Genomic DNA, 26,171 nt, shown 5'->3' on the forward strand with positions numbered 1-26,171 from the left:
AACATTGGCTTAAGAACCGGAAACGATTAGCGGAAGAAAAACAACAGCGCCAAACCAATGATCTGCACTACCACAAAAATGAGATAGAATTTTGGCTGAATGCGCATATTTTCGCTTACCGAATTATCGGCCGACGATAGATTCAGATTAAAATAAAGGCTCGCGTGAAAAAAAAGCAGGTATGCCAAAAGACAGCCGATCAGTAATTCCAACGTAAAAGGAACCTCAAAAATGCCTTTCTTAATACCGCTCATATTAATAATAATCAGCATGGTTGCCAATAACTGAAACCCAAGCCGCATGGCTACCGCCCTGATCTGTTGCACCCGTTCATCATCTATCTTTTCTTTGCTGAAAGCCATTAAAAACAACCCCAAAGCAAATATCCAGAGACTTCCTTGTACTTGCGAGTCGTAATTAAACGCTTCTACTGGCAAAACCTGCCCGGTAAACTTAAGCCAGCAGAAAAGTAAAAATCCGGCAAGCGTTATAATTGCTCCGGCAGACTTGAAAAAAAAGTTGTTCATCGGGAAAGGGGAAACTGTAGTGCTCATAAACTTCGGATTTAATAAAACATGCAGCAAATGTAAACTAAACTTTACATTTGGCAAAATTTTATTCATCCAGATTTACAAGCGCATTGCCCGTTTTACAAACGCCTTACTTTTTCAGCCTGAAACCCTAGCGTTTTGGCGCATCATTTTCCAGGCGAAGTTTGCTGTGCGTGCGGCCGTAGAAGAAATACACAATTAAACCCAAAACCAGCCAGGCCAGGAAACGGCTCCAGTTTGTAATGCCTAGTTCGGTCATTAAATACAGGTTGGTAACCAGACCTAGCACCGGAATTAAAGAAAGATTATTTTTGAAAGTATAGTAAACCAGCACGAGGCAAACCAACAGAAAACCAACCATGGGTAATTTATGCTGCGTTTCTTCCCAGCCGCCTTCAAATTTCAGAAAGTTATTAATTCCTTCGGCGTTGAAATAAAAACCGATCGCGAGAACAGCCACCAGAATTAATGGGAAAATGAATTTACCATTATAATACGGCACTTTAAAACCCGCCCGCATCCGGTGGTCCGGGTCGCGTTCCAGAATTAAAATGCCGGCGCAAACCAACACAAAGGCAAATAAAGTCCCAATGCTGGTCAGATCGGTAACTTCGGTCAGGTTCATGAAAAGCGCAGGCACAGCCACTACAAAACCGGTTACAATGGTAGCAAAACTCGGCGTCTGGTATTTCGGATGAATTTTAGCAAACGCTTTCGGCAGCAAACCGTCTCGGCTCATGCTCATCCAGATACGCGGCTGCCCCAGCTGGAAAACCAGCAAAACGCTCGCCATGGCAATAACTGCACTCACCGAAATAATGCCCGCCATAAAACCCAGATCCAGCCGTTCGAAAACGTAAGCCAACGGATCGCCAACGGCCAGTTCTTTATAAGAAACCATGCCCGTTAAAACCAGTGTAATAATTACGTACAAAACCGTGCAGATCACCAGCGCATAGATCATAGCTTTCGGCATGTCGCGTTGCGGGTTTTTGGCTTCTTCGGCGGTAGTAGAAATGGCATCGAAACCGATATAAGCGAAGAAAACGGCCGAAACGCCTTTTAAAACGCCGCTTACGCCATTCGGGGCAAACGGGCTCCAGTTTTCGGGCTGCACGTAAAAAGCCCCGACCGCAATTACCAGCAAGATCACGATCAGTTTCAGCAACACCAGCATATTGGCCGTACGTTTCGATTCTTTTATACCGATGTAAACCAGGTACGTGATTAAAACCACAATGAGCAACGCCGGAATATCGGCTACCAATCTCACAGAACCTAAAGCGGGGGCAGTTTGCCAGGCTTCGTAAGCATTTTGCAGGTTGAGCGGAATATCTTTTAAAGCCGTGCCGGAAGCCAGTAATTCAGAAACTTCCTTGTGGCCGCGCATGGCGCTCAGAAAATCCATGGTGAGGTAAGCCGGAATGTGAATATTCAACCCCGCCAGTAAAGACGTAAAATAATCGGACCAGGAAATGGCTACGGCAATATTCCCGATAGCGTATTCCATGAGCAAATCCCAACCGATGATCCAGGCAATTAACTCACCGAAGGAAGCATAAGCATAGGTATAAGCGCTGCCCGAAACCGGAATAGTACTGGCAAACTGCGCATAGCAAATTGCCGAAAATGCGCAGGCAATAGCCGTAAAAACGAAAAGCATCGAAACTGCCGGTCCGCCGGCCGCACTCGCATTACCAATGGTGCTGAAAATACCTGCTCCGATAATGGCTGCAATTCCCAGAGAAGTCAGGTCGCGGAGGGTTAGGTTCCGGGCCAGTTCCAGGCCACCATACATTTCGTCTTCGTAATGCGTTTCGCCGAGGAGGCGGTTTATATCTTTCTTGCGGAAAAGCGCTTTAAAATTCATGCGTGCCTAAATTAGGCTGAAAAGATAAGAAAATCCTGAAGAAAACTGCGCAAAAGCTGCTTTTCCTTTCCGCAAAACGCTATGCTTTCAGGCTGAAAAACTCTTTATTGCAACCGGACAGCCGTATTTTCAGAACCGAAGCCCGCTTTTCAGCTGCGAATAATTATGCCAAAGCCCCGTGTCGAATTCGGGCGTGGTGCGGTATAGAGCGTATTCCAGCATAAACTTTCGCCAGGTTACTCCTATTCCTACACCACCTTTTCCCACGAGCCGTTCCACATCTTTTGCCGGAAGCGTATAAGCGCAGCGTTTTTCATTGAGCACCCCGCCCTGCAACGTAGCATTGTAAAGCACCAGTTTTTCTTCTGCCGAAAGGAACGCGTAAGGCTTGAGTTTTTGGTACGTTTTCCCTACCATTTTTGCCGGCGCATAATTATTACTCCGGAAAGCATCGGTGGCGCCTAAGCATAAAACAAACCCGCCGTTCAGATCATTGTACAACGTTCCGGCGCGGGCCCGGGAAGTGAAATACAAGCCAGCCAGATCCTTTTTTTCGAGCAGGCGTTTTTCCAGTTTCAGATTATAATTCAGAACCATGTCGTGGGCTATCTGGTTTTTCCAGCCGTGCGGCAGGGGATCGCCAAGCCAGGTGTGGAGTTTGGTTTGAAAAGGTTCAGCACCCGACCACGGCCCCATTACGCCCAGATCCAGTTCCGAAGTAAAAAGCAGATCCTTTTCCGGTTTATAAGAGCGCTGAATAAGGCCGGCGTAAAAATAACCCGCAAACGGCCGGTCGCCGCGCTGAATTTCAGCCGGTTCAATTTCCTGCGGTGTAAAAGCATCGTTCACCAAAACCAGAACCGTACGTTGCCGGGTTCCGGGTAATTTTAAAAGCAATTTCCTGAAAAACCTGCGTTCGAAAAGCGGTGCAATGTATTCGGCCCGAATGCCCTGCGTATAATAATAATCGGTTTTAAAGTGTGCGTCGTTGTCGTAGCTTATTATTAACCAATGTGAAACGTTCACCGAATCGGGCGTTGTTGCTTTTAGTTCCTGTGCAGATAATGAACAAACCGGGAACGCCAACCACATGAATATAAAAACCCAACCACGCATAATTCTCCTGCACACACAATAGCCAATGCTTCTGATAGTTGTATGCGCGCAAAAGAAAAAAGGCTGAAGAAACCCAGCCTTTTTAGTAAGATGCCTGATTTATGAAGCAAACTTTAATTCCTGATTTGCAAACAGTTAAAGCTGGCCAACAAATAAAGCCTGAATTACAAAACGCTATGCTTTCAGGCTTAAAAACTACGGGTTCCATTTTCAGAGAAATGCTTTGTATTTGCTCATAAATTTCCGGCTTTGTCTTATACAGTTTGAAATGCATGCATCACTTTTCAGGCTTAAAAGCATAGCGTTTTCTGAAAAACAAAAAAGGCCCGACATGATGCCGGGCCTTTTCTATGGAAATTAAAAACAATAATTAACGCACTACAACAAAACGCTTTGTAGCTACACCTTCCGAAGTTTTAACCTGTAACAGGTAAGTTCCCGAATTCAGGTTAGCAACGTTCAGTTTTGCAGAGCCAGATACGTTTTTCAGGGCAGCAACCTGCTTGCCTGTCAGATCTAAAACGGCTACTTCAGCTTTCAGTGTATTGCCTAGTTCAATGTTCAGCACTTCTGTAGCCGGGTTTGGATAAACATTTACCAGACGGGCCAGCTGCGCATCTTTCACACCGTTTATCAGGATCGTTACGCTTTCATTCGCAAGGGTCAGGGTATCGCCAGTGGCTGTTTCTACAATAGCAAGGGTGTAATCGTAACCACCCGGAGCATTGAAGACCACGCGGAAAGCAGTAGTATCGTCAGCTAAAGTAAAACCAGCAGCAGGGCCGAACATTACTTCACCGTTTGCATCGAAGGTTAAAGGTAAAAAGTTACCAGAAACCGCATCTTCGTAGAACAGTTCAATATCGGAAGCTTGCGCCGGGTTAGTCAGGCTCAGTTTAATGTTCACAGTTTTACCAGCCATATCGCCAGCTTTCACACCTACCAGGAAGTCATTTTGCGCACGGGTTACCATGTTCGCACGAGCATTCAGATCAGAAGCAATAATTGCATCTACAAAAGCAGCAACAGTGATCGATTCTGCCGTTGGAGTAGCCAGCGCAACACCGGTAGCGGCATCTACAATTGCTAACGTGTAATCATAAACACCAGCAGAAGCAAACGTTATCTTGAAATTGGTAGCTAAGTTAGCCAGCGGGAAGCCGGTAGCCGGACCAAATTCCATTTCGCCGGTAGCGTTGAAAGTCAATGGCAGGAAGCTACCCGGAGTTGCTTCGTATAATAAAGTAATATCGGATGCCTGCGCCGGATTATCCAAAGTCATTTTCACTTTCACCATCTGACCAGCATAAGTACCGGTAGTAGTAGCAACAGAGAAGGCTTCTTCTACCGTTGTTTTTACGTTCGCGCGACCGTTAATATCAGAAGCGATGGTTGGAGCTACAGCCGGAGCAGCTACCGTTACAGATTCAGTAATGCCAGAAACTACAGCAACGCCGGTAACAGCATCAATAATTTCTAAAGTAGTAGCGTAAGTGCCAGCGGCGCTGTAAGTAACACGGAAGTTTGAAGTAGCATTAGCCAGCGGGAAACCAGTAGCCGGACCGAATACGAATACACCGTTTGCATCGAAAGTGAAAGGCATCCAGGTGCTGCTCAGCGTTTCGAAATATTCTAATGTCATGTCTGCAGCTTGTGCCGGGTTGGCTAACGTAGCTTTCACTTTTACCATGCGGCCAGCCATATCACCAGCTACAGTTGTTACGTCATACGTTTCCTGCACGCCGGTTACAACACCTGTACGGCCGTTTAAAGTAGAAGCAATGGTTGGGTTTACAAAAGCAGCAACGGTAACCGATTCAGTGGTTGGAGTAGCCAAAGCAACGCCAGTAGTCGCATCGTTAATCGCTAAAGTATAGCTATAAGTACCGGCAGCAGCGAAAGTAACTTTAAAGTTGGTAGCTGTATTCGCTAATGGGAAACCGGTAGCCGGACCGAATTCTGTTTCACCGGCAGCGTTAAAGGTTAATGGCAGGAAGTTACCCGGAGTTGCTTCGTACAATAAAGTCATGTCAGCAGCCTGCGCAGGATTAGTCAAAGTCATTTTCACTTTTACCATTTGTCCGGCAGAAGTACCAGTGGTAGTGGCAACCGAGAAATTTTCTTCAACGGTAGTTTTTACGTTCGCACGACCGTTAATATCAGAAGCAATGGTTGGAGCTACAGCGGGAGCAGCTACCACTACGCTTTCAGTAACCGCAGGAATCAGAGCCACGCCAGTAGTAGCATCCACGATCTCTAAAGTAGTAGCATAAGTGCCAGCAGCACTATACGTTACACGGAAGTTTGAAGTAGCATTAGCTAATGGAAAACCAGTTGCCGGAGGACCGAATACAAACACACCGTTCGCATCGAAAGTGAAAGGAACCCAAGTGCTGTTAGCAGTTTCGAAATACTCTAAGGCCATGTTTGCTGCCTGCGCCGGTGTAGATAAAGTAGCTTTCACTTTCACCATCGCACCAGCCATGCTGCCGGCAGTAGTAGTTACGTCGTAAGTTTCCTGCACACCAGTTACAACACCAGTGCGGCCGTTTAAGGTAGAAGCAATGGTTGGAGCCGTAGTTACAGCTGCAGTTCCGGTAAGTTTTACTTCATCCAGACGAGCCTCTACTGAACCTGTTTGTTTTGTCCAACGCAGTTTCAGACCATTGATCTGCGCAGCTGCTGGTAACTGAATGCCAGAAACGGTGTACCAGCCAGTAGTTGCGGTTGCAGCTTCAGCAAAAGTATAGGTAACCGGTACATAAGCTATGCCATCCCAGTAAGCAAGTTCAATAACCGGCAAATTGTTAGCCTGCTCTTTACGGTAAGCAAACTCTAAAGAAAGGTTTGTGTAACCAGAAGCGTCGATGCCTTCAATAGCGAAGATACGTTCAGCACCGGATGCCATCCAGATGTTGGCGTCGGTAGTGCCATCCGTTCCTTTTGTATTCGATTTACGAACGCTTGTAACGGTGGCCGAAGTCCCACTGGTCATTGTCAGGTTATCATTATCGAAACCATCCGCCGATTCATGTACAGGAACATCGGTGTTGTTATTAACCGTACCCATTTTCTCGAAGAAAATCTGGGTTTGCGCCTGGCTGGCATAGCCACCCAGTACCAGGGAAAGCACAAGAACAGCCTTCCTACATAAGTTTGTAAAATTGTTCATTAATAGATTAGATAAAGTATGTATAAAAATTGCAATGAATTCAATAAGTAACAAAAGACCTTACTCTTTCCGACCGCAAAGGTAGGATTAATATCCCGAGAATAGCAAGGTGTTATTGTAAATTATTAATCACAAGTCTGGAGACAACTAATTGTTGCTGAACGTTGCCTGGGTGTGAAAAAAAATAAATAAAAAGACAATGCGCTGCTAACAGCATAGCCGAATATCAGAAAGGAAAGGAAAAGAAGATAAACCGCCGGAAAAGTACAGGCAAAAAAAACCAAAACGCTATACTTTTTGCACTAAAAAGTATAGCGTTTTGGCAACATGGGATAAATAAAATTTCGCAAAACGCTATGGTTTCAGGCTTAAAAAGTGCTTATCGCGGCAGCAGGATCCTAAACGTTGTGCCTTTACCCACTTCACTCCATTTCACGAATAGTTTACCGTTGTGGTAATTCTCGATGATGCGTTTGGCCAGCGCCAGCCCTAAACCCCAGCCGCGTTTTTTGGTAGTATAGCCGGGCATAAAAACGTTGTCGATCTTATTTTTCGGAATGCCTTTGCCCGTATCTTTAATATCGATAGCAATAAAATTTTTACCGCTCAACGAAAGATTTACATCAATGCTGCCTTTGCCTTCCATAGCGTCTATGGCGTTCTTACAAATATTCTCCACCACCCATTCATAAAGCGGAATATTTACTTTGGCCGGAATATGGCTCGGAAAATCGGCGTGCAAACTGAAAATTACTTTCTGCGAAACCCGGCTTTTTAAATAGGAAAGTGCTTTTTCGGTTACTTTCAGAATGTTTTCGTCTTTTAAAACCGGCACCGAACCAATATTGGAAAAACGTTCGGTAATAATTTCGAGGCGCCGCACATCTTTGCCCAGTTCTTCTACAATTGGTTCATTCTCGAATTTCGGGTTATAGCGCAGATATTCGTACCAGGCCATTAAACTACTAAGCGGCGTGCCTAACTGGTGCGCAGTTTCTTTAGCCAAACCCACCCACACGCGGTTCTGCTCAGCTTTGCGCGAATAACTGAAGGCAAAATAAGCCATGAGCGCAAAACAGGCCATTACAGTAAGCTGCACATACGGGTAATAGCGCAGCTGCGTGAGCAAAGTAGAATCTTTGTAAAAAATGTAATTCGTAAAGCCTTCCCCAAATTCTACCAGAATAGGTTGGTGCTGCGCTTTCATTTCAGCAATTTCTTCGCGCAACAGCTCGGCTTTTCTTTCTTCGGTAATATTTTCCGGCAGCCTGAAATTCTTGTAATCCATCACGTTCTCTTCGCCGTCGGTCAGAATTACGGGCACCGATTTATTGGCTTCAATAATTTCTTCCTGAATAAAAACGGTATTATCGTCGGTTTCTGAGCCCACCATAAAGCGCAAACCTTTAGCATAAATATCAATAAGCTGCTGTTCGCGCTCGGCTACTTTTTTTACCAGCAGGTTGGTATAAACCACGGTGGCTGCGCCAATTAAGAGCGCAATAATTACAATTATGAGCTTAATGCGTGATTTTTGAGTGTAAAGGGAAGACATCATATTTTAAAATACCGCCTCATTGCGGCGTATTTTCAACGGAAAACAGGAAAGAAATATGCACTTTTTTCGGGATTATTTTTGTTGAGAAATTATGTGGCCCCCGAAAGCAAGCTAATTTATAATCGTTTTAAATAAGCAAAGCTTTGAGCTTCACCTTTACTATTAAGAAATACAAACGTAATTTTGCGTGTTGGTTTGAGTAATTGACTATGCTCCGTAATTTTAAAGCCGTTAGCCTCTCGCATAAAAAAGCGCCGTTGGCTATCCGCGAACTTATTGCTTTAGACGAAACTGCTTGCAAGCAATTTCTGCAGATGATGCAGACTTACCTGCAGGCTACCGATATCCTGATTCTTTCTACCTGCAACCGCACCGAAGTTTATTACAGCGCCGAAGAAGACCTGAGCGCCGAAATTGTAAAACTGCTGGGCGTTTCCAAAGGTATTGAAAACATTAGCCAGTATTTCGATTTCTTTACCATTCTGAACCAGCATACCGATGCCGTGCAGCACCTTTTCGATGTTTCGATGGGCCTGGAGGCGCAGGTGGTTGGCGATATGCAGATCTCGAACCAGGTAAAAACCGCTTACCAGTGGTCAGCCGATAATAATGCCGCCGGTCCGTTTTTGCACCGTTTAATGCACGCCATTTTCTTTACCAATAAGCGCGTGCAGCAGGAAACTTCTTTCCGCGACGGCGCCGCTTCTACTTCTTACGCCACCGTAGAACTGGTAGAAGAACTGACCGCCGACATGCACGAACCGAAAATTTTAGTTGTTGGGTTAGGTGAAATTGGCGCCGACGTTTGCCGCAATTTAGCTGCTTCATCGTTTGCTAAAAACGTAACCATTACCAACCGCACCTTAGCCAAAGCCAAAATTCTGGCCGAAGAATGCGACCTGAAAGTAATTCCGCTGGAAGAACTGGTGCCAGCCATGAAAGAAGCCGACGTGATCATTTCTTCGGTTGCCATGGATTCGCCGTTCTTTACAACCGAAATGATCAAGCGTCTGGATGTGCTTTCTTTCAAATTCTTCATCGATCTTTCGGTACCGCGCAGCGTAGAAGCCGAAGTTGAAAATATTCCGGGCGTTCTGGTGTATAATATCGATACCATTCAGAATAAAGCTACCGCTGCCTTGCAACTGCGTTTAGACGCTATTCCGCAGGTAAAAGCCATTATTACCGAAAGCATTGAAAGTTTCAACGACTGGACGAAGGAAATGCTGGTTTCGCCAACCATTCACAAACTGAAGAATGCGCTTGAGACCATCCGTCAGGAAGAAATGGCGCGTTACATGAAAAAGCTGAATCCGGAAGAACTTAAACGGATGGATGATGTAACCAAGTCTATCATGCAGAAGATCATTAAATTACCGGTTCTACAACTAAAAGCAGCCTGTAAACGCGGCGAAGCGGAAACCCTGATCGATGTACTGAACGATCTTTTCGACCTGGAAAAACAACCGGAAGAAATTCAGCACTAAAAACGGTATTGTTTTAAGCAAAAAAAGTAAAGCCCCGGCCTAATGGTACGGGGCTTTTTTATTGTCTATGCTTTTGTTCCGGAATTAATACTTCTTCCAGAATTAATGAACCGTTCTAAAATATTAAAACACTATATAGTAATATTAAATAATTTGGTTTATGTTTGAACTTTCTATAAACGGATATCAATTTTACGTCATTTCTATTCACAGAGCCTGCGTTTACCAATTATTTATAACAATTAAATTTTTATCCACATATTTAACAAAACAATTATGAAAAAAATTACCCTTCCAGCCTTAGCGCTTGTTGCAAGTTTAGCTTTTTCTAGCTGCTCTCAAAGACTTGTAGATTTTACTGTAATCAGTTCTAAAAATCATTCCTTGATGCTAGATAAGTCACAGGGGAAAAGGGTTAAAGCTTCTAGTATAGGACCTTTTGGCATAGGTGCCAGCATTAAGGATGCCATGGATAAAGCTCTTCAAAGTGCCGGACCAGATATGGATTTATTAGTTGATGGTGTAGTACGCGTAAACAATTACTTTTTTGTTGGCGGTTATCAAGTTGAAGGCCTAGCCGTAAGCTCCACCAAATTAAGAGGACAACTTGGTAAAGAAGGTTTTGAAGCGTGGTGTAAAGCAAATAACGTTTTTGACCCGAACAAAGCCGAAGTAATTGCAGAGTAATTTTATTTTTAGCACTAGAGCAAAAAAGGATGGCTTACGGGCCATCCTTTTTTGCTCTAAATCTAAAATCAAAAACTTTTTAAATATCGGTGCAGCATTCTTCCAGGCAATCTATCACGTCTATAAGTTTCGGAATAGAGAGGGAATAATAGATCTTGGTTCCAACTTTAAAAGACGAAAGCACGCCTTTATCTTTTAAAGTAATTAAATGTTGGGAGGCAATGGCCTGGGGCAAATCAAGATATTGGTAAATTTCGGTAACCGTCATTTTATCTTCTTTACCCAAAAGGTCCACAATTGCGAGCCGCTTCGGGTGCGCCAACACCTTCAACATCGCCGCGGCTTTATCAATTTTCTTAGATTCCACTCTGGATAATAACGTTCTCATAACTTAAAAAATTTTAAAACAGGTTCATTTACTTCGCACTTTCACGTTAAAACGTCACAAAATACCGGCGCCGTTCCCTCACGCATTGTGCGAATCATAAATTAACCGTTACTTTAAATTATGAACACTTTTCACGTTATCGGGCTTATGTCGGGCACCTCGCTGGATGGAGTCGACTTAGCATACTGTCGTTTTACGTTAGATAAAGGCAATTGGATATATAAAATATTAAATACTGCTACAATTGAATATCCCGAAGATTGGATTATTCGGTTAACGACCCTCCCGCAAGCTTCTGCGCTCGATTTTGTGGCTACTGACCAAGGCTACGGAAAATATTTAGGCGAACTGGTTGCCGCTTTTATAAAAGAAAACAACCTGAAACCGGATTTTGTAGCGTCGCACGGCCATACCATTTTTCACCAGCCGGCGCAACATATTTCCTGGCAACTTGGGCACGGTGCGTATTTAGCTGCTTCAGCTTACCTGCCCGTAATTTCCGATTTCCGCACGCTGGATATAGCTTTAAACGGCCAGGGCGCACCTTTAGTACCCATCGGCGATAAACTCCTTTTTTCCGGTTTCGATTTCTGCCTGAATCTCGGCGGCATTTCTAATATTTCCTTCGATTTCAGCGAAAAACGCATTGCCTACGATATTTCGGCTTGCAACATGCTGTTGAACACCCTAGCAAACGAACTAAAATTAGCTTATGATAAAAATGGCGAACTTGCCCGCAGCGGAAAACTGCACCAGCAACTTCTGAATGAGTTAAATGCTCCGGCTTATTTTACTGATAGCTTCCCGAAATCGTTAGGCAAAGAATGGGTTGATGCACACAGCTTAAAAGCTCTGCAAAATTCTGCGAGTTCCATTCCGGATAAACTACACACCACTTGTCATCACATTGCTTTTCAAATTTCCGAAGCGGTAAAAACGGTAGGCAAAACGGCACAAAAACCCAAAATGCTGGTAACCGGCGGCGGCGCTTTCAACACCTTTTTAATAGAATTGCTGCAAAAATATTTAGTCGAAAGTTGTGAAGTTGTAGTGCCGGAGCCCGAAGTAGCAAGCTTTAAAGAAGCGCTGATCTTTGCGTTTTTAGGTGTACTACGGTGGCGAAATGAAGTGAATTGTTTAAGCTCCGTAACCGGCGCGAGCAAGGATAATATTGGCGGGTCAATTTATCTGAATTAACATCTTTAACCAGTTAATGAATTCTTATCTTTGCCGGCAGAACTAAAATACCTCCTTATAAATGAAAGAATTACTTGCCAAATTTGAGAACAAACGTCCGGAAATAGTTTTTGAATGGAAAGACGCTGAAACTGAAGCCGAAGGTTGGGTAGTGATCAACTCGCTGCGCGGTGGTGCTGCCGGCGGCGGAACCCGCATGCGCAAAGGCCTGGACAAGCGCGAAGTAGAAAGCTTAGCCAAAACCATGGAAGTAAAATTCACGGTTTCCGGTCCGGCCATTGGCGGCGCCAAATCTGGCATTAATTTCGACCCGGCCGATCCGCGCAAACGTGGCGTGCTGGAGCGTTGGTACAAGGCCGTTATTCCGCTTCTGAAAAACTACTACGGCACCGGCGGCGACCTGAACGTGGATGAAATTCACGAAGTAATTCCAATTACCGAAGATTACGGCCTGTGGCACCCGCAGGAAGGCATTGTAAACGGCCATTTCAAAGCTACCGAACCGCAAAAGATCAACAAAGTTGGCCAGCTGCGCCAAGGTGTAATTAAAGTGATTGAAGACGCAAACTTCACGCCTTCTTTAGCCCGCAAATACACCATTGCCGACATGATAACCGGTTACGGCGTAGCCGAGGGTGTACGTCATTTCTACAACATCTGGGGCGGTGAGTTTAAAGGCAAGCGTGCTATTATCCAGGGTTGGGGCAACGTAGGCGCGGCCGCCGCTTATTATTTAGCTTCCGAAGGCGTTAAAATTGTAGGCATCATCGACCGCGTGGGTGGTTTGTTGAAGCCGGAAGGTTTCTCTTTCGAAGAAATTAAAGACCTTTTCCTGAACCGTCAGGGCAATGCACTTTCTGCTCCAAATCTGATACCGTTTACCGAGATCAACGAGCAGATCTGGAAAGTTGGCGCAGAGATCTTTATTCCGGCGGCAGCTTCAAGATTAGTTACTAAAGAGCAGGTTCAAACCATGATGACCAACGGCCTGGAAGTAATTTCGTGCGGCGCGAACGTACCGTTCCAGGATCCTGAAATTTTCTTCGGCCCTACCGGGGAATTTGCGGACCAGAACGTTTCCGTAATTCCGGATTTCATTGCGAACTGCGGCATGGCCCGCGTTTTTGCTTACCTCATGGGCGACAACGTAGAAATCACCGACGAAGCTATTTTCACGGATATTTCTACGATCATTGGCAACGCACTGAAGAAAACGCACGCGCAGAAAAACAGCAAAACCGAAATCGCTAAAACTTCTTTCGAAATTGCGCTGAGCCAGTTGCTGTAATTGATTTATCATAAACTGCTCTTTCGGATTTGTAATCCGAAAGTTTAGAGCTGCGGATTGCAAATCCGGAACAGCAGAGTACGGCTCCATAAGTTCCCTTGGCTTCGCTCGGGATGACGCAGTAACACGAAAATCCTCCCCCTACCCCCTCCGAAGGGGGACTAAAATTGTAAATGTGTCCGGAAGAAATTTCGGGCACATTTTTGCTTTAAAACGCTATGGTTTTCGACCAAAAAACCGTTATTGCAGTATTACCTTTGCCAAATCGTTGCACACGCAATTATGGATCTTCGCACATTTTTACGCACCGAATTCCTGAACAATACCATGGAGAATTATTTCTGGTTTGTAGGCATTCTGATGTTCGGTTATTTGTTTAAAACCTTCGTTTCCAAGCTGGTTTCGGAAATCATGTTCCGGCTGCTGAAGAAATATTCGCAGGACGTTACCAAATTCGATTTTAAGCGCCTGCTTATTCAGCCGCTCGAATTCTTGGTTTTCCTGTTCTTCCTTTATCTCGCTTTCGACAGGCTGAACTTCCCGAAGATAGACCTGCCGGCCAAGGAAGTTTATTACTGGAAAGGGAAACTGATCCGTGTTTACCGGGCTTTCCTCATCGTTTCGCTTACCTGGGTGGCTTTGCGTTTGGTAGATTTTATAGGCCTTATCTTCATGAAACGGGCCGAAAAAACGCTTTCCAAAATGGATGACCAACTCGTGCCGTTCTTCAAAGATTTCGGGAAAGTGATCGTGGTGATCATCGGGTTTCTGTTCATTATTTCCTTCGTTTTCGATCAGAAAGTAAGCAAGATCATTGCCGGTCTGGGAATTGGTGGTTTGGCGCTGGCTTTTGCCGCGAAGGAAAGTCTGGAGAATTTGCTGGCTTCGTTTACAATTTTCCTGGATCAACCTTTTATTGTAGGCGACCTGGTACAGGTGGGCGAAATTACGGGCGTGGTAGAAAAGATCGGCTTCCGGAGTACGCGCATCAGAACATTAGAAAAAAGCTATGTAACGGTGCCAAACAAAAACATGATCGATAAACCGCTGGATAACTTAACGTTGCGTACTTTCCGGCGGGCCAAATTCGATATTCATTTAACCTACAACACGTCTTCGGAACAGATCAAAAATATTGTAACCGATATTCAGCAGTACATTCTGGACCACCCGCGCACCAACGACGAAGGCCGCGTGCGCTTCATGAACCTGGGCCCCAGTTCCAAGGATATTATGCTGCAATATTTTGTAGATACCATGGATTGGGACGAATACATTGATACAAAGCAGGAAATCAACTTTAAGATCGTGGAAATTGTGGAAAAATATGGCGCTAAGTTTGCCTTCCCAACCACTACCCTGCACGTGGCTAAAGACGAGAAACCGGATCTGGGCCTGGAAAATCAGAATACTGAATGATTGAATTGTTAAATTGTTAAATTGTTAAATTGCTAAATGGTCTAAGGACTTTTTAAACCTGAAACTATACCGTTTTTTCGCTTCTTATTCCGAGTTTTTCGGCCTGAAACCATACCGTTTTAAAACAAAAAAGCTTCCCGATAAAGGAAGCTTTTTTGTTTATATTGAAGTTTTAAAATGTTTACCACCCTGCGCGGCGGCCACCTAAAACGTTGCCCAGAATAGAGCCCAGACCACCGCCTAAAATTCCGCCACTGGTTCTTCCTCTGCCGGCCCCCATCAGCCCACCTAAACCGCCCAATACCGAACCGAGGCCACCGCCGCTGCCCATTCCGCCCATGGTTCCGCCGCCCATCATGCCGCCTAAGCCGCCCCGGTTCATACCGCCGCCCATTACGTTACCGAGCAAGCCACCTAAAAGACTGCCGCCCAACAAACCGCCCATTCCGCCCATCATGCCTCCGCTTCTACGGCCGCCTCTTAATATCTGCGAAATGAGAATTGGTGCCGCAATGGCTAAAACGCCTTTCATTAAACCGCTGCTCGGAATACCGACTTTTTTCAGCATTTCGTCAAAACCGCCGCCACTTTCCGGAGTTACAGCTTGTCCGCCGCCCGCAAGAGCCCGCGGCGCTACTACTTCGCCTTTTCGGGCCGATTCGTCGGCTACTTCTACGAACTGTTTTAGCACGCCGTATTGTTGCTGGTTCACGCCTAAATAATCGGCCATGCCTTTAATCAGTTCTTCTTCCTGACCGGTTAAATTGCCGTCGGCTTTGGCGAAACTCATGATATCGGTAATGAAAGTGTAACGCAGATCGCTGCCTTTTAAAACATCGAGGCATTTCTGTACATTGATCTGCGACGGATCTTTGGCCACGCCCAAAACCGCCTGTTCCGATTCAGAAGAAAGGTGCGCGGTTTGGCTTAATGCCGAAAGGAACTGCAATTCCTGTTCGGTAACCTGATGATCGGCGGAGGCAATGGAGGCGATTGCGCCCAGATAAGCACCTTTTTCGGTGTCGGAATAATCTTTTAAGAGTTGTACGTCCTGGTTTTCCATAGTTTTAGCTTGACAAATGGCAGTTGAAAAATGATTTCGCGATTTGGCTAAACGGAAATATTCGTTGTTCGTTGCTCGTTATTCGTTGTTCGAGTTTCGAAGATGGAATTCAGACAGTTTTTAAGGTTAAAACGGTAGGGTTTTGGAGTGAAAAACTCAGCGTTAAGCTATTGCTGATTTTCAGAAGATCAGAATTTCATTTGCAGCCCGATTCCGCTACCTGCAAAACCGATTTCGAATTCAGGCTTATTTTTAAAGGAACGCTTCGCTACTCTTTGGTTATAGTAATCTATTGCCAGGCCTGCCTGCATATTTGAATGTAATGTTAAAGAAAGCGCGGCACCAAAAGCACCCAATGAGGTAAAAAGTATTTCCTGGCTTAGTTCGTTATTTTTATGCTTATAAATAAGCTGATAGCCTGCTAAAGCAAAACCAGTTCCAGCAAAAATATTAGCCCAGGTCTTTTCCCGCTGCGCTTTCCGCATATAATGATAGGCCGTTGGATTTATCTGAAATTGCTCCAGCAAAGCTTTTCCGGAAATTTTCTGCCCGTTCTGACGGTAAGTATAGAAACCCCAGCCGTTAAGTTCTCTACCTATTTTACCGGTTTGGGCAAACGCCGGCAGACTTCCCGAAACAGAAAGCAAAGCCAGCAAAGCGATAAAGCGAGCTATTTTCATGCGCAGAGAAATTAACGCTTTCAAGCAAAACGCAAATTCTCTGCTGTTCTTATGCTTATAACAAAATAAATTTCATGAAAAACGGTAGGGCTTTGGGTGGAAAAACTCAGAAATTAAAATACTGATCCTGTTCAATCTCGGCGGCTTTTTCTTCGGGCTTTTTACCTTTCAGCGCATCTACCAGTTCCTGTTTTTCTTCGCGGAGATCGTCTTTGAGTTTGGTTTTTACGCGTTCCTTATCGTAGGCAATTTTGTAGTTGTTCTCGCTACCTTTCAGGGTTAAGAAAAGCGTTGGGCCGCTGCTGGCCTGTACCACTTCCACGTTGCCGAAACGCTCGTCTTTGTCGCGTTTTTTCTCGCCGCGGGCCAACGGTATCCGGAATTTGTAATCCATCTGCTGGTCGAAAGTATGCGTGCCGGAAATACCAATGACCGACGCGCGGGAAACGTTGCTGCGGATTTCCATTTCCGGAATGTAAATAGTTTGGTCCTGGATCCAGAAATGGTTGGTAACTTCCGAAAAACGCAGGTTAGAAAGCTCGCTCCGGTCCACAAAAGCCGAAAGTTTCTGCATCGGTTCGAAATTGATGAGCTCGCCTTTCACCAGCGTCACGTTAATATCGGCCTCCATTTTATCGGTAAGCGGGTTCAGTTTGCTGTCGAAATACAGGTCGGATTTGATATTGGCCGTGAGTTCGCCTTTTAAGTGGCGCTGCTGCAAAAAGTTCTGGCCGAAATTCTCGAACACGTAAAACAGCGTATCTACCCGAATATCTTCGAGCCAGGCGCTGGTGCGTACTTTCAGGAAATTTTTGTTGCGCGCATCCAAACTCCCGCTCACCGAGAATTTTCCACCCGAAACGTTCAGCGAAATATTAGGCGAAGAAACCACCTGATCTTTTAAACGCACCGTGCCTTTCACATTTTTACTGTGGAACCGCCGGAATTGCAGTTTTTTAACGCGCGCGTTCAAATCGAAATCGAGTTTGGGCGAAACTACCAGTTTATATTCTTCCGGAGCAGTTTTTACGCCCGAAACCGTAGCGTTTTGCGCGCTCGCAGCTGCTAAAAGTTCATCGAAGTTGAGGTAATTAGCGTCGAAATCGGCTTCAATTCTTAAAGGCTGATCGGGCAGGAAAACGTAACCGAGCGCATTTTTAAAATAACCATCCAGCTTAAAATCGGAGCTGCCCAGTTTGCCGGTAAAATCGGAAATGGCCACGTCGTTTTTACGCAGCATAAACGTTCCGTTCAAATCCTGAAAACCCTGCGGATAAGCTTTCAGATTCAGATTCGCATTTTGCAGCTGCAACTCGCCCGAAGATTTGAGAATGTTGCTGGCCGGCCGTTTCTGAAAATCGCTTAAACTGCCGTTAATACTCACCTGTAATTTTGCCAGGCCGCTGCCGCTTTTAATTTCTTCCTGCGGAAAAATACCCAGTACGTGCGCAATATCAAATTCGGCTTTGGCATCGAGTTTCAGGTATGGATTTTTAAAATTCCGGTAAAGCACATTGGTGCTGAAAGGCCGCCCGCGCAGGGTGCCGCGCAGATTTTTCAGCTCAATTTCGGAAGTTGTGAGGTTGTGTTTTTTGCCGTTCGTAAACGTACCTTCCAGGCTTATATTCTGCAGTTTTTCTTTGTAATCGGGCTGAAAGAACGACGCATTTTTGCACCCGAAATGGAACGTAATACCCGGACTTTGCTTTTCGGAAGCTACGCCGGCAATGGTACCGTTGAAATACACATTGCCCTGGCTGCGGTATTTGCTGAATTGCTTCGCATATTTTCCGGGCAACAACGAGAGCAACGATTGAATATTCGTGTTGCGGCCTTTGAGTTTCAGATCCAGCACCGTTGCGTCTTTGTAATTCACATCGCCCTGCACTTCGTAAGCAGCTGGCCCAACTTTTACCATTGAAGGCTGAATCGTGACTTTTTTATCCTTTACCCCTACCGTTAGCGCCGTTTGCAGCAGAATATCTTTGGCTTTGAAGTAGGCATCTTTTTCGAGCTGAATGGTGTGTACAAACAGATCGCCGTCGGCTTTTATGTCCACTTTTTCGTCGGAAATAGCGAGGGCAGCTTTTAAAGTGCGAGCGTTGGCCTGGTAACTTTGCTGTAAACTTTCGTCGGTGTATTCCACCAAAACATCCTGCAGCGTAATTTTTTCGAGGTCGAATTTAAAGGCTTCGGAAGATGCTTGCTTGGTGCTGTCTTCAGCGAAAACCAGGTAATTTGGTTCGCCGGCATCGTTTATCTTCACATAAACCTGTCCGTTTTCGAGGTTACATTCGCGCACGCGGTAGGTTCCGGAAACAATATCTTTCAGGCTGAAGGTGAAATAAAGGCGTTTACCGGTAGCCAGCGGCGTTTTTTCTTCGGGCAAAGAACCGGAAATACGCACGTGATCTAAGGAAATGGCAACCTGCGGAAATTTTTCCCAAAGCGAAAGTTCGATCCTGCCCACTTCCACTTTGGTTTTTAAATGGCGGTTGGCTTCGGCCACAAAAAGCTGAATAATTTTGTCCTGGAACGCGTAAACCACTCCCACCGCCGTAGCCGACAGCAACATAAAAGCTGCGACGGCATAGAGCACCACCCGGTAAAATACTTTTTTCTTCACAAACAATACGGTTTTCAGGCTGGCAGCCAAAAGGTTAAAGATACGGCAGTTTTCAGAAGACTTCAAGCAGGAAACGCGCCAGAAATATTTTTTATTTTTTTCTGGTGAAAATTTGGCAAATCCAATTCAACCCACCATATTTGCATCACCAAAACGGACAGCAGGTTTGTTTTGAAGAAATGGGGTGTTAGCTCAGCTGGTTCAGAGCACCTGCCTTACAAGCAGGGGGTCACTGGTTCGAATCCAGTACGCCCCACCATTTTTACCCGAAACATTTTGTTTCAAACCCTCGGGGTGTTAGCTCAGCTGGTTCAGAGCACCTGCCTTACAAGCAGGGGGTCACTGGTTCGAATCCAGTACGCCCCACCACTTAAAAGCCTTTCGTGAAAACGGAAGGCTTTTTTTGTTTTTTGTACCCCTCCCAACCTTCCCCTAATTCAGGGGAGGGCTTTTTTCTGCCAACTTCTCGCCGGCCTGAAGGCTTGAGCAATTGAATTGGCTATAGCTATTCCTGCATTTCGGGTATTGCGGCAGAATTCGTACTTTTAAGCTTCATTTCCCTAGCGTTTTACCGCATGCAATTAATAGAAGTAAACGATTCCCGCACCCGTAAAGAATTCCTGGAATTTCCGGCGCGTTTATATAAAAATGAAAAGAACTGGATCCGGCCGCTGGATAAAGATATTGAAGCTGTTTTTGACCCGAAGCAGAACAAGAACTTTGAAAATGGCGAGGCGATCCGCTGGCTTTTAACCGACGAAAAAGGTGAAACGATTGGCCGCGTAGCCGCTTTTGTGAATGAAAGCACCAAAAATACCGGTGATTTTCCGGTGGGCGGCATGGGCTTTTTCGAATGCATTAATAACCAGGAAGCCGCTTTTACCTTGTTCAATGCCTGTAAAAAATGGCTGGAAGCGCGCGGCGTGGAAGCCATGGATGGCCCGATCAATTTTGGCGAACGCGATAAATGGTGGGGTTTACTGGTAGATGGCTTTACCGAGCCGAATTACGGCATGTTCTATCATATGCCTTATTACCAGACTTTATTCGAGGCTTACGGTTTCCAGGTTTATTTCAAGCAATATACCTTCTGGCGCAGCACCCGCGAAGATCTGGCTCCTGCCATTCGGGAACGGATAAAGCGCACCATGCAGCAGCCAGGTTATAGTTTTAAGCATGCTAATAAAAACAACCCGGAGAAACTGGCTTACGATTTTTACACGGTTTATACCAAAGCCTGGGCCAGCCATACCGGTATCAGCCGCATGACCATGGACAAGGCGCGCGACATTGTAAAAGCTATGAAACCGGTAATGGATGAACGGCTGATCTGGTTTGGTTATTATAACGATGAACCGGTAAGCTTTTTTGTGATGCTGCCCGAACTGAACCAGATCTTTAAGCACCTGAACGGCAAACTCGACCTGATTGGCAAGCTGAAATTTCTGTGGTTTAAATATAAGCTGAGCAAGAAAAGAGATTCGAAAAAAACCTTCGGAATTATTTTTGGCGTGGTACCTGAGCACCAGAGCAAAGGCGTGGAAACGGTTATGATCGGGGCTACGCAGGATATGGTAATGAAACTTGGTTATACCGACATTGAAATGAACTGGATCGGCGATTTTAACCCGAAAATGATTGCGGTAACGCGGCTTTTAGGCTCCAGCATTATCAAAACGCATATTACGTACCGCAAACTTTTCGATCCGAACCGGCCTTTTGAACGCTACCCGATCATAAAATAATTTCCGGATGGGCTTCAGACTTTTTAAGCTCCAATCCCTACCGTTTTTACCACAAATCTGTTCCGTTTGGCTAATTTAAAACCAACATATTTATTTCAGCTCAAAAAGCATGGGTTACCGGCTGTATTCTTCGTTTTATACCTCATTTTAGGGCTTTCTATTTATACCCACTACGGAATCTCTTTTGATGAGCATTGGGGCCGGGAAAATGGCATAATCAACGCGAAATACATCGTGCAGAAATTAGCGCCCGGCAACCTTGCTATTCAGGAGTTTTGCGTTGGCTGCCCAACCTTGGCCGATTATCCGGACGCAGACCATGGGCCTGTATTTGAGATCGGGACAACTTTTCTGGAGTTTGTATTTGGTATAAAAGACCCAGAAGCAATTTATAAATTAAGGCACCTGTGTTCGTTCCTCGTATTTTATTTAGGCAGCATCTTTTTTTATTTATTGCTGCACGACCGTTTCCGAAACTCGCTGATCAGTTTAACCGGCGTGCTCCTGCTTGTTTTATCTCCCCGCATCTTTGCCGAATCGTTCTATAATGCCAAGGATCTGCCCTTTTTAGCACTTATGATCATCGGCACTTATACGCTGATCCGGTTTGTAAATAAACCTGCTTTAAGCACTGCTTTCTGGCACGGACTAGCCTGCGGCCTGGCGCTTGATATCAGAATTTTAGGTTTACTGCTTCCGGCTGCTACCTTGGCTGCCAGTTTGCTCAATCTTAAAGGAATAAGGCCCGATGGAATTTCAGCTAAAGTTACATTCGTTAACCTGTCGTTTTTTCTGCTGTTTTTTGCTGTTTTTACCATTGCTTTCTGGCCGGTTTTATGGGAAAATCCGATAGGAAATTTCTTGAACATTCTTTCCCGCAGCAGTAAATATCCGTGGCCGGGAAATGTGCTTTATCAAGGCTACGTTATAGCGGCAACAGCATTACCCTGGCATTATTTACCGGTCTGGTTTTTTATTACCACGCCGCTTGGCTACACGCTATTATTCTTAGCAGGCTTCTCTACTGTTTTAATGCAGGTATTCAGAAGTGGGCTTGCCTTGTATAAAAACGCGCAGGAAAGACAGGACCTGATATTGGCTGGTTTATTTGTGGTGCCCATTTTGGCGGCAATCTTTTTAAAACTGGTACTCTATGACGGCTGGCGCCACATGTACTTTATTTATCCGCCTTTTATTTATGTGGCTACTTTAGGAATTTACACGCTTTACCGAAAATCAATTTCAGTAACCAATAAACAAACCGGTAAAATACTTCAGACCAGCCTGGTTGCCGCATTATTATTTCTTATGGGCAGCGTAGCATTCTGGATGGTGAAAAATCATCCGTACCAGAACGTTTATTTCAGCATTTATAAAGATGATAGCGTGCGGCAGAAATTTGAACTCGACTACTGGGGCCTGGCCTATAAACAGGGTTTGGAGTTTATAATAAAAGATTCTGATAAGCCGGCAATAAACGTGTATGTAGCCAATTTGCCGGGCCGGATCAATCAGTATTCATTGCCACCGGAACAGCGCCAGCGTTTGGTATATGTAGATCATATTTCCAAAGCCGATTATTTCCTGACCGAATACCGCTGGCACCCGACAGATTATCCGCTGCAGCAGGAAGTGTATCAGATAAAAGTAGACAACATCAAAATCTTCTCCGTTTTTAAACCAGACAAGGTTTATAAAGAGCTGAAAACGCATCTTTATTAACTGTAACTGTTGGTTAAAACGGAGGAAAAATGGAATGACTCACTGAAAGCCAAAGGCCAGTTGATCCCTACTTTTTCAGTGCTAAACCCTAGCGTTTTTCAGTGGCTTTGGAAAGGAAATATTGGTGCAGCTTTAAAACCTGCGGAATTACGAGTTGTGAATCGTCGTTGTAAATTACATGATCGGCGCGGCGCAGCTTTTCTTCTTCGGGTAGCTGTTTGGCGATGATGTTTTTCAGATCGGTTTCGGTGCGGTGCGTGTCGCGTTTGAGCAGGCGTTTCATCCGGATATCGAGCGGCGCAAAAACGGTTATCATTTCGTCAACCTGCTTATAGGCTTCGGTTTCGAACATAAGCGCGGCTTCTTTTAAAACGTACGGCGCTTTTTTATTTTCTTCTGCCCAATCAATAAAATCCTGCTTTACGTGCGGGTGCACCAGGCTATTGAGTTTCGCCAGTTTTTCGGGATCGGGAAATACGATGGAAGCCAGCTTGGTGCGGTTCAGGCCTTCGGCGGTAAATATTTCCGGTCCGAAAGCTGCGATAAGCTCCTGTTTTAGTTGCAGATTGTGAGCCATAACCTGTTTGGCCCGGAGATCGGAATCATACACGGGTATGTTGAGCAGGGCGAACAAATGGCTTACCATGCTTTTACCAGTGCCAATGCCGCCTGTTATTCCGATCTTCAACATAAAAAATTCAGGAAACTTAATAAACCACTTTTACTTTCTGCGGCGAAAACGATACCGTTTTAACAGTTTTTGGTTTCTGCAAGACTTTCAGAGTAACGGTAGAATCTTTCGGATTTACATTATCCAGATCGGCTTCCACGGTAAATTGTGAGGCGGGTACCACAGAATCGGCTGAAACAGCGTAATAAGTGAGCTTTACCACATTCGGTCGCAAAACAACCGGGCTGTTGATAGAATCGCGGTTGCGGACCCTTACAATAACCTGAAGATCCCTTCTAATGAGCGGAACTACATCAAAAACTACCTTTACTTCCTCGAAATCAGGCTTCAGAAGATTTTCGGGCACGAAGCCCAGCGGAATTTTCTTGCGGTAATTTGCAGTAATACCAGAATCGGGCAGATGAATAGGAAAAGGCGAAGGCAATGCTTTTACCAACGAAGCCGGTCCGGAAACGGTAACGCTTGCCGGCATAATTTTCATGTTGCTATCCAGCTGGTAACCCGCTGCAATCGCCGAATCGGAAAGTTGCAGGGCTAAGGGCAGCTTGCGGTGTTCCAGCTTCTCGAAATTGAAATAAATGGTATCGGTTACAACGTAGTTCAGATCAAGGCCGCTTAATGCCGCATTAACATAAGGACGCAATTGCCGGGAAGTAAGGAATTTGGTGTAACCGCGGCTGCGGAGGTCTATCTGGGCGGGATGAATGCGCAGATTCAGGGCTTTGCGGAGCAGTTTCCAGCCTTTGCCGTCTACGTTTATTATTACTTCTTTGGGAGGATCGGTAACCGGTATCTGCGTTTTCGGATTGTAAATAAAGTTTACCGGGTAACTGATGCGTACGTTTTCGTACTTCTTATTCAGCGCTTTTAAAACCCAGAACGTACCAGCCAGTAAAAAACAAAGAAGCACAACACGCCAGTATTGCCTTTCTTTATGAAAGAAAGGCTTTAACAGCCAGGCGATTATGTGCTTTACCCTGTCGATGGCGATGGTGTTTTATTTAAGCCTTGGCTTCGGTAGTATTGGCCGCCGAAGCAATAGCCGATTTTTCGAATTTCAGCTTAAAACCACGGTCTACTTCCAGCCATACGGTAGTTTCCTGAATCTCTACGATTTTACCGTGCAAACCGCCAATAGTTACCACATTTGTGCCTTTTTGTAACGATTCGCGGAATTTTTTCTGATCGCTGGCTTTTTTCTGCTGCGGGCGGATCATGAAAAAATAAAAGATAAGAATAATGGCGCCCCACAGCAAGATCTGCTGAATGCCTTCCATAGAAAAAGTTTGCAGGAAAACGGTATGCATTTAAGGTGAAAAAGTAAAATGGTTGGAAAAAGCAGTAAGCCCAAAGGCTTACTGCAGAATGTTGGTTTTAATGGTCAGCTCAGTAATGTTTGGCTGCGTGTTTGAGCGGATCGAGATCTGCTTGTTTTGCTGGCCGGTTTTACCTTTGCTATCGAACTGCACATCTATTTTACCAGACTGTCCCGGAGCGATCGGCTCTTTCGGGTAGCTTGGCACAGTGCAACCGCAGGAAGCAGTAGCACTTTCAATGATCAGGGGAGCTTCGCCGGTATTTTTAAAATTGAACGTGTGTTTTACTACATCGCCCGGTTTAATATCGCCGAAATCATGCTCGTACTTTTCAAAGCTCATAACCGGAGCCGGGCCCGTAGTTACTACTTCCGGGTTTGCGGTATTCGGGTTGTTGATCAGGTCAGAAGCAGAAAGATCTTCGGCAGTTGCCTCGTTGTGATTCGTTGTGGCCGTGTTGTTTTCGCCTTTCTTGTCGCAGCTTACGGTAGCAAAAAAGCCGAACAATACCAGCAATGCGTAAATAAGTCTGGTTTTCATGGTGTAATTAAGGAGTAAATAGTGAAACTAAAACGGTATTAAAACGACGCTTAAAACTATAAATTGCCAATAATGTAATCGGCGAATTCCATGGTTTTGGCTTTGCCGCCCAGGTCGCCGGTGCATTGCTCTTTGTTTAAAAGCGTTTTGTTCAGGGCGTTGGTAATTTTAGAAGCATGATCGTGCAGATCGATGTGGTGCAGCATCATGATAGCCGAACGCAACATGGCAGTCGGATTTGCTAAACCTTTGCCCGCAATATCAGGAGCAGAACCGTGTACGGCTTCAAAAATTGCCATATCATCGCCGATGTTGGCACCTGATACAACACCTAATCCGCCTACTAAACCGGCACAAAGGTCAGAAAGAATATCGCCGAAAAGGTTGGTGGTAACTACTACATCAAATTGCTGCGGCTTCACTACCAGCTGCATGCACATGTTATCGATGATCTTGTCGTCCATTTCAATTTCCGGGAACTCGGCATGCGCTTTTTTACCAGCTTCGAGAATAAGCGTTCCAGCCATTTTCAGGATGTTGGCTTTGTGCACCACGGTTACTTTTTTGCGACCGTGTTTTTTAGCATAAGCAAACGCCGCACGGGTAATTTTTTCGCAGCCTTCTACGGTAACGCGGGCAATAGAATCAGCAATGCCCAAACGCGCATCGTAGGTTTCCAGGCCAGAATACAAGCCTTCGGTATTTTCGCGGAACAGTACCAGATCTACGCCTTCAAACTTGGTATCGATGCCGGGAGTTGTACAAGCCGGGCGTACGTTCTGATAAAGATCGAATTTCTGGCGCAGCTGTACGTTAATGCTTTTGAAACCTTTGCCAACCGGCGTCGTGATCGGGCCTTTTAAGCCTACGCGGGTTTTCTCTAAAGAATCGATGAGCGACTGCGGAATTAATTCGCCTTTGCTGTCGAAGGTGGTCTGACCAGCGTTTTCTTCTTCCCAAGTTACGGGAACGTTAGCAGCGGCGAAAATTTTCTTAACGGCTTCGGTAATTTCCGGCCCAATGCCATCGCCGGGAATAAGGGTAACTACTTTCAT

21 protein-coding genes and 2 tRNA genes are annotated in these 26,171 nt (G+C 45.2%); 9 read left to right on the forward strand and 14 right to left on the reverse strand.

Annotated elements, in window-relative coordinates; all coding sequences use genetic code 11:
- Window positions 1-26: 26 nt before the first annotated feature.
- The 5 genes from ACFPIB_RS15980 to ACFPIB_RS16000 all read right to left on the reverse strand — a co-directional run bounded on the left by ACFPIB_RS15980 (window position 27) and on the right by ACFPIB_RS16000 (window position 8,267).
- On the reverse strand, window positions 27-554 hold the full coding sequence (locus ACFPIB_RS15980) for a hypothetical protein (protein ID WP_378018475.1): 528 nt from the start codon (window positions 552-554) through the stop codon (window positions 27-29).
- A gap of 127 nt (window positions 555-681) precedes the next feature.
- Window positions 682-2,421 (reverse strand): amino acid permease, encoded by a 1,740-nt coding sequence (locus ACFPIB_RS15985; RefSeq protein ID WP_378018476.1) that lies wholly within the window; start codon window positions 2,419-2,421, stop codon window positions 682-684.
- Window positions 2,422-2,550: 129 nt separating this feature from the next.
- A complete protein-coding gene (locus ACFPIB_RS15990) occupies window positions 2,551-3,513 on the reverse strand; it encodes a lipid A-modifier LpxR family protein (RefSeq protein ID WP_378018477.1) in 963 nt (320 codons plus the stop codon).
- A 394-nt stretch (window positions 3,514-3,907) separates the two neighbouring features.
- Window positions 3,908-6,670 (reverse strand): T9SS type A sorting domain-containing protein, encoded by a 2,763-nt coding sequence (locus tag ACFPIB_RS15995; protein ID WP_378018478.1) that lies wholly within the window; start codon window positions 6,668-6,670, stop codon window positions 3,908-3,910.
- A gap of 418 nt (window positions 6,671-7,088) precedes the next feature.
- Window positions 7,089-8,267, reverse strand: coding sequence for a sensor histidine kinase (locus ACFPIB_RS16000; protein WP_378018479.1), 1,179 nt, complete (start codon window positions 8,265-8,267; stop codon window positions 7,089-7,091).
- Window positions 8,268-8,476: 209 nt separating this feature from the next.
- Here ACFPIB_RS16000 and hemA point away from each other — a divergent pair, with 209 nt between their 5' ends.
- Together hemA and ACFPIB_RS16010 are read left to right on the forward strand one after the other, a co-directional pair.
- A complete protein-coding gene (hemA, locus tag ACFPIB_RS16005; protein ID WP_378018480.1) occupies window positions 8,477-9,754 on the forward strand; it encodes a glutamyl-tRNA reductase in 1,278 nt (425 codons plus the stop codon).
- A gap of 276 nt (window positions 9,755-10,030) precedes the next feature.
- Entirely contained in the window at window positions 10,031-10,441 is a 411-nt protein-coding gene (locus tag ACFPIB_RS16010; protein WP_378018481.1) for a hypothetical protein, read from the forward strand.
- A 79-nt stretch (window positions 10,442-10,520) separates the two neighbouring features.
- On the opposite strand, the gene ACFPIB_RS16015 is transcribed toward ACFPIB_RS16010, so the two are convergent.
- Window positions 10,521-10,829 carry an ArsR/SmtB family transcription factor gene (locus tag ACFPIB_RS16015; RefSeq protein WP_200507840.1) on the reverse strand — a complete coding sequence of 103 codons (309 nt, stop codon included), beginning with the start codon at window positions 10,827-10,829 and terminating at the stop codon, window positions 10,521-10,523.
- 120 nt (window positions 10,830-10,949) lie between these two features.
- Here ACFPIB_RS16015 and ACFPIB_RS16020 point away from each other — a divergent pair, with 120 nt between their 5' ends.
- From ACFPIB_RS16020 to ACFPIB_RS16030, 3 genes are all read left to right on the forward strand, one after another.
- Window positions 10,950-12,026, forward strand: coding sequence for an anhydro-N-acetylmuramic acid kinase (locus tag ACFPIB_RS16020; RefSeq protein ID WP_378018482.1), 1,077 nt, complete (start codon window positions 10,950-10,952; stop codon window positions 12,024-12,026).
- A gap of 61 nt (window positions 12,027-12,087) precedes the next feature.
- The gene (locus ACFPIB_RS16025) at window positions 12,088-13,314 is read left to right on the forward strand and encodes a Glu/Leu/Phe/Val dehydrogenase dimerization domain-containing protein (protein WP_378018483.1); all 1,227 of its coding nucleotides are present in this window, start codon (window positions 12,088-12,090) and stop codon (window positions 13,312-13,314) included.
- A gap of 282 nt (window positions 13,315-13,596) precedes the next feature.
- The gene (locus ACFPIB_RS16030) at window positions 13,597-14,733 is read left to right on the forward strand and encodes a mechanosensitive ion channel family protein (RefSeq protein ID WP_378018484.1); all 1,137 of its coding nucleotides are present in this window, start codon (window positions 13,597-13,599) and stop codon (window positions 14,731-14,733) included.
- Between the two features lie 181 nt (window positions 14,734-14,914).
- On the opposite strand, the gene ACFPIB_RS16035 is transcribed toward ACFPIB_RS16030, so the two are convergent.
- The 3 genes from ACFPIB_RS16035 to ACFPIB_RS16045 form a co-directional block, all read right to left on the reverse strand.
- Entirely contained in the window at window positions 14,915-15,796 is an 882-nt protein-coding gene (locus ACFPIB_RS16035; RefSeq protein WP_378018485.1) for a TerB family tellurite resistance protein, read from the reverse strand.
- A 188-nt stretch (window positions 15,797-15,984) separates the two neighbouring features.
- Window positions 15,985-16,476, reverse strand: a complete 492-nt coding sequence (locus ACFPIB_RS16040; protein WP_378018486.1) for a hypothetical protein — start codon at window positions 16,474-16,476, stop codon at window positions 15,985-15,987.
- Between the two features lie 106 nt (window positions 16,477-16,582).
- Window positions 16,583-19,132 carry an AsmA-like C-terminal region-containing protein gene (locus tag ACFPIB_RS16045; protein ID WP_378018487.1) on the reverse strand — a complete coding sequence of 850 codons (2,550 nt, stop codon included), beginning with the start codon at window positions 19,130-19,132 and terminating at the stop codon, window positions 16,583-16,585.
- Between the two features lie 151 nt (window positions 19,133-19,283).
- Here ACFPIB_RS16045 and ACFPIB_RS16050 point away from each other — a divergent pair.
- The 4 genes from ACFPIB_RS16050 to ACFPIB_RS16065 all read left to right on the forward strand — a co-directional run bounded on the left by ACFPIB_RS16050 (window position 19,284) and on the right by ACFPIB_RS16065 (window position 22,569).
- Window positions 19,284-19,361 (forward strand) — tRNA-Val (locus ACFPIB_RS16050).
- Between the two features lie 32 nt (window positions 19,362-19,393).
- A tRNA-Val gene (locus ACFPIB_RS16055) sits at window positions 19,394-19,471 on the forward strand.
- A 206-nt stretch (window positions 19,472-19,677) separates the two neighbouring features.
- Window positions 19,678-20,847, forward strand: a complete 1,170-nt coding sequence (locus ACFPIB_RS16060; RefSeq protein WP_378018488.1) for a hypothetical protein — start codon at window positions 19,678-19,680, stop codon at window positions 20,845-20,847.
- Between the two features lie 66 nt (window positions 20,848-20,913).
- On the forward strand, window positions 20,914-22,569 hold the full coding sequence (locus tag ACFPIB_RS16065) for a glycosyltransferase family 39 protein (protein WP_378018489.1): 1,656 nt from the start codon (window positions 20,914-20,916) through the stop codon (window positions 22,567-22,569).
- Between the two features lie 88 nt (window positions 22,570-22,657).
- Here ACFPIB_RS16065 and coaE read toward each other — a convergent pair whose 3' ends face one another.
- The 5 genes from coaE to ACFPIB_RS16090 form a co-directional block, all read right to left on the reverse strand.
- A complete protein-coding gene (gene coaE, locus ACFPIB_RS16070; protein WP_378018490.1) occupies window positions 22,658-23,260 on the reverse strand; it encodes a dephospho-CoA kinase in 603 nt (200 codons plus the stop codon).
- A 16-nt stretch (window positions 23,261-23,276) separates the two neighbouring features.
- Window positions 23,277-24,170, reverse strand: coding sequence for a YbbR-like domain-containing protein (locus tag ACFPIB_RS16075; protein ID WP_378018491.1), 894 nt, complete (start codon window positions 24,168-24,170; stop codon window positions 23,277-23,279).
- 91 nt (window positions 24,171-24,261) lie between these two features.
- Complete coding sequence (yajC, locus tag ACFPIB_RS16080; protein WP_378018492.1) at window positions 24,262-24,567, reverse strand: preprotein translocase subunit YajC; 306 nt, start codon at window positions 24,565-24,567, stop codon at window positions 24,262-24,264.
- 48 nt (window positions 24,568-24,615) lie between these two features.
- Window positions 24,616-25,116 (reverse strand): DUF1573 domain-containing protein, encoded by a 501-nt coding sequence (locus ACFPIB_RS16085; protein WP_378018493.1) that lies wholly within the window; start codon window positions 25,114-25,116, stop codon window positions 24,616-24,618.
- A gap of 56 nt (window positions 25,117-25,172) precedes the next feature.
- A complete protein-coding gene (locus tag ACFPIB_RS16090; protein WP_378018494.1) occupies window positions 25,173-26,171 on the reverse strand; it encodes an isocitrate/isopropylmalate dehydrogenase family protein in 999 nt (332 codons plus the stop codon).

Origin of the sequence: Adhaeribacter terreus, assembly GCF_042657365.1 — a bacterium.
Taxonomy (GTDB): Bacteria; Bacteroidota; Bacteroidia; order Cytophagales; family Hymenobacteraceae; genus Adhaeribacter_A; species Adhaeribacter_A terreus.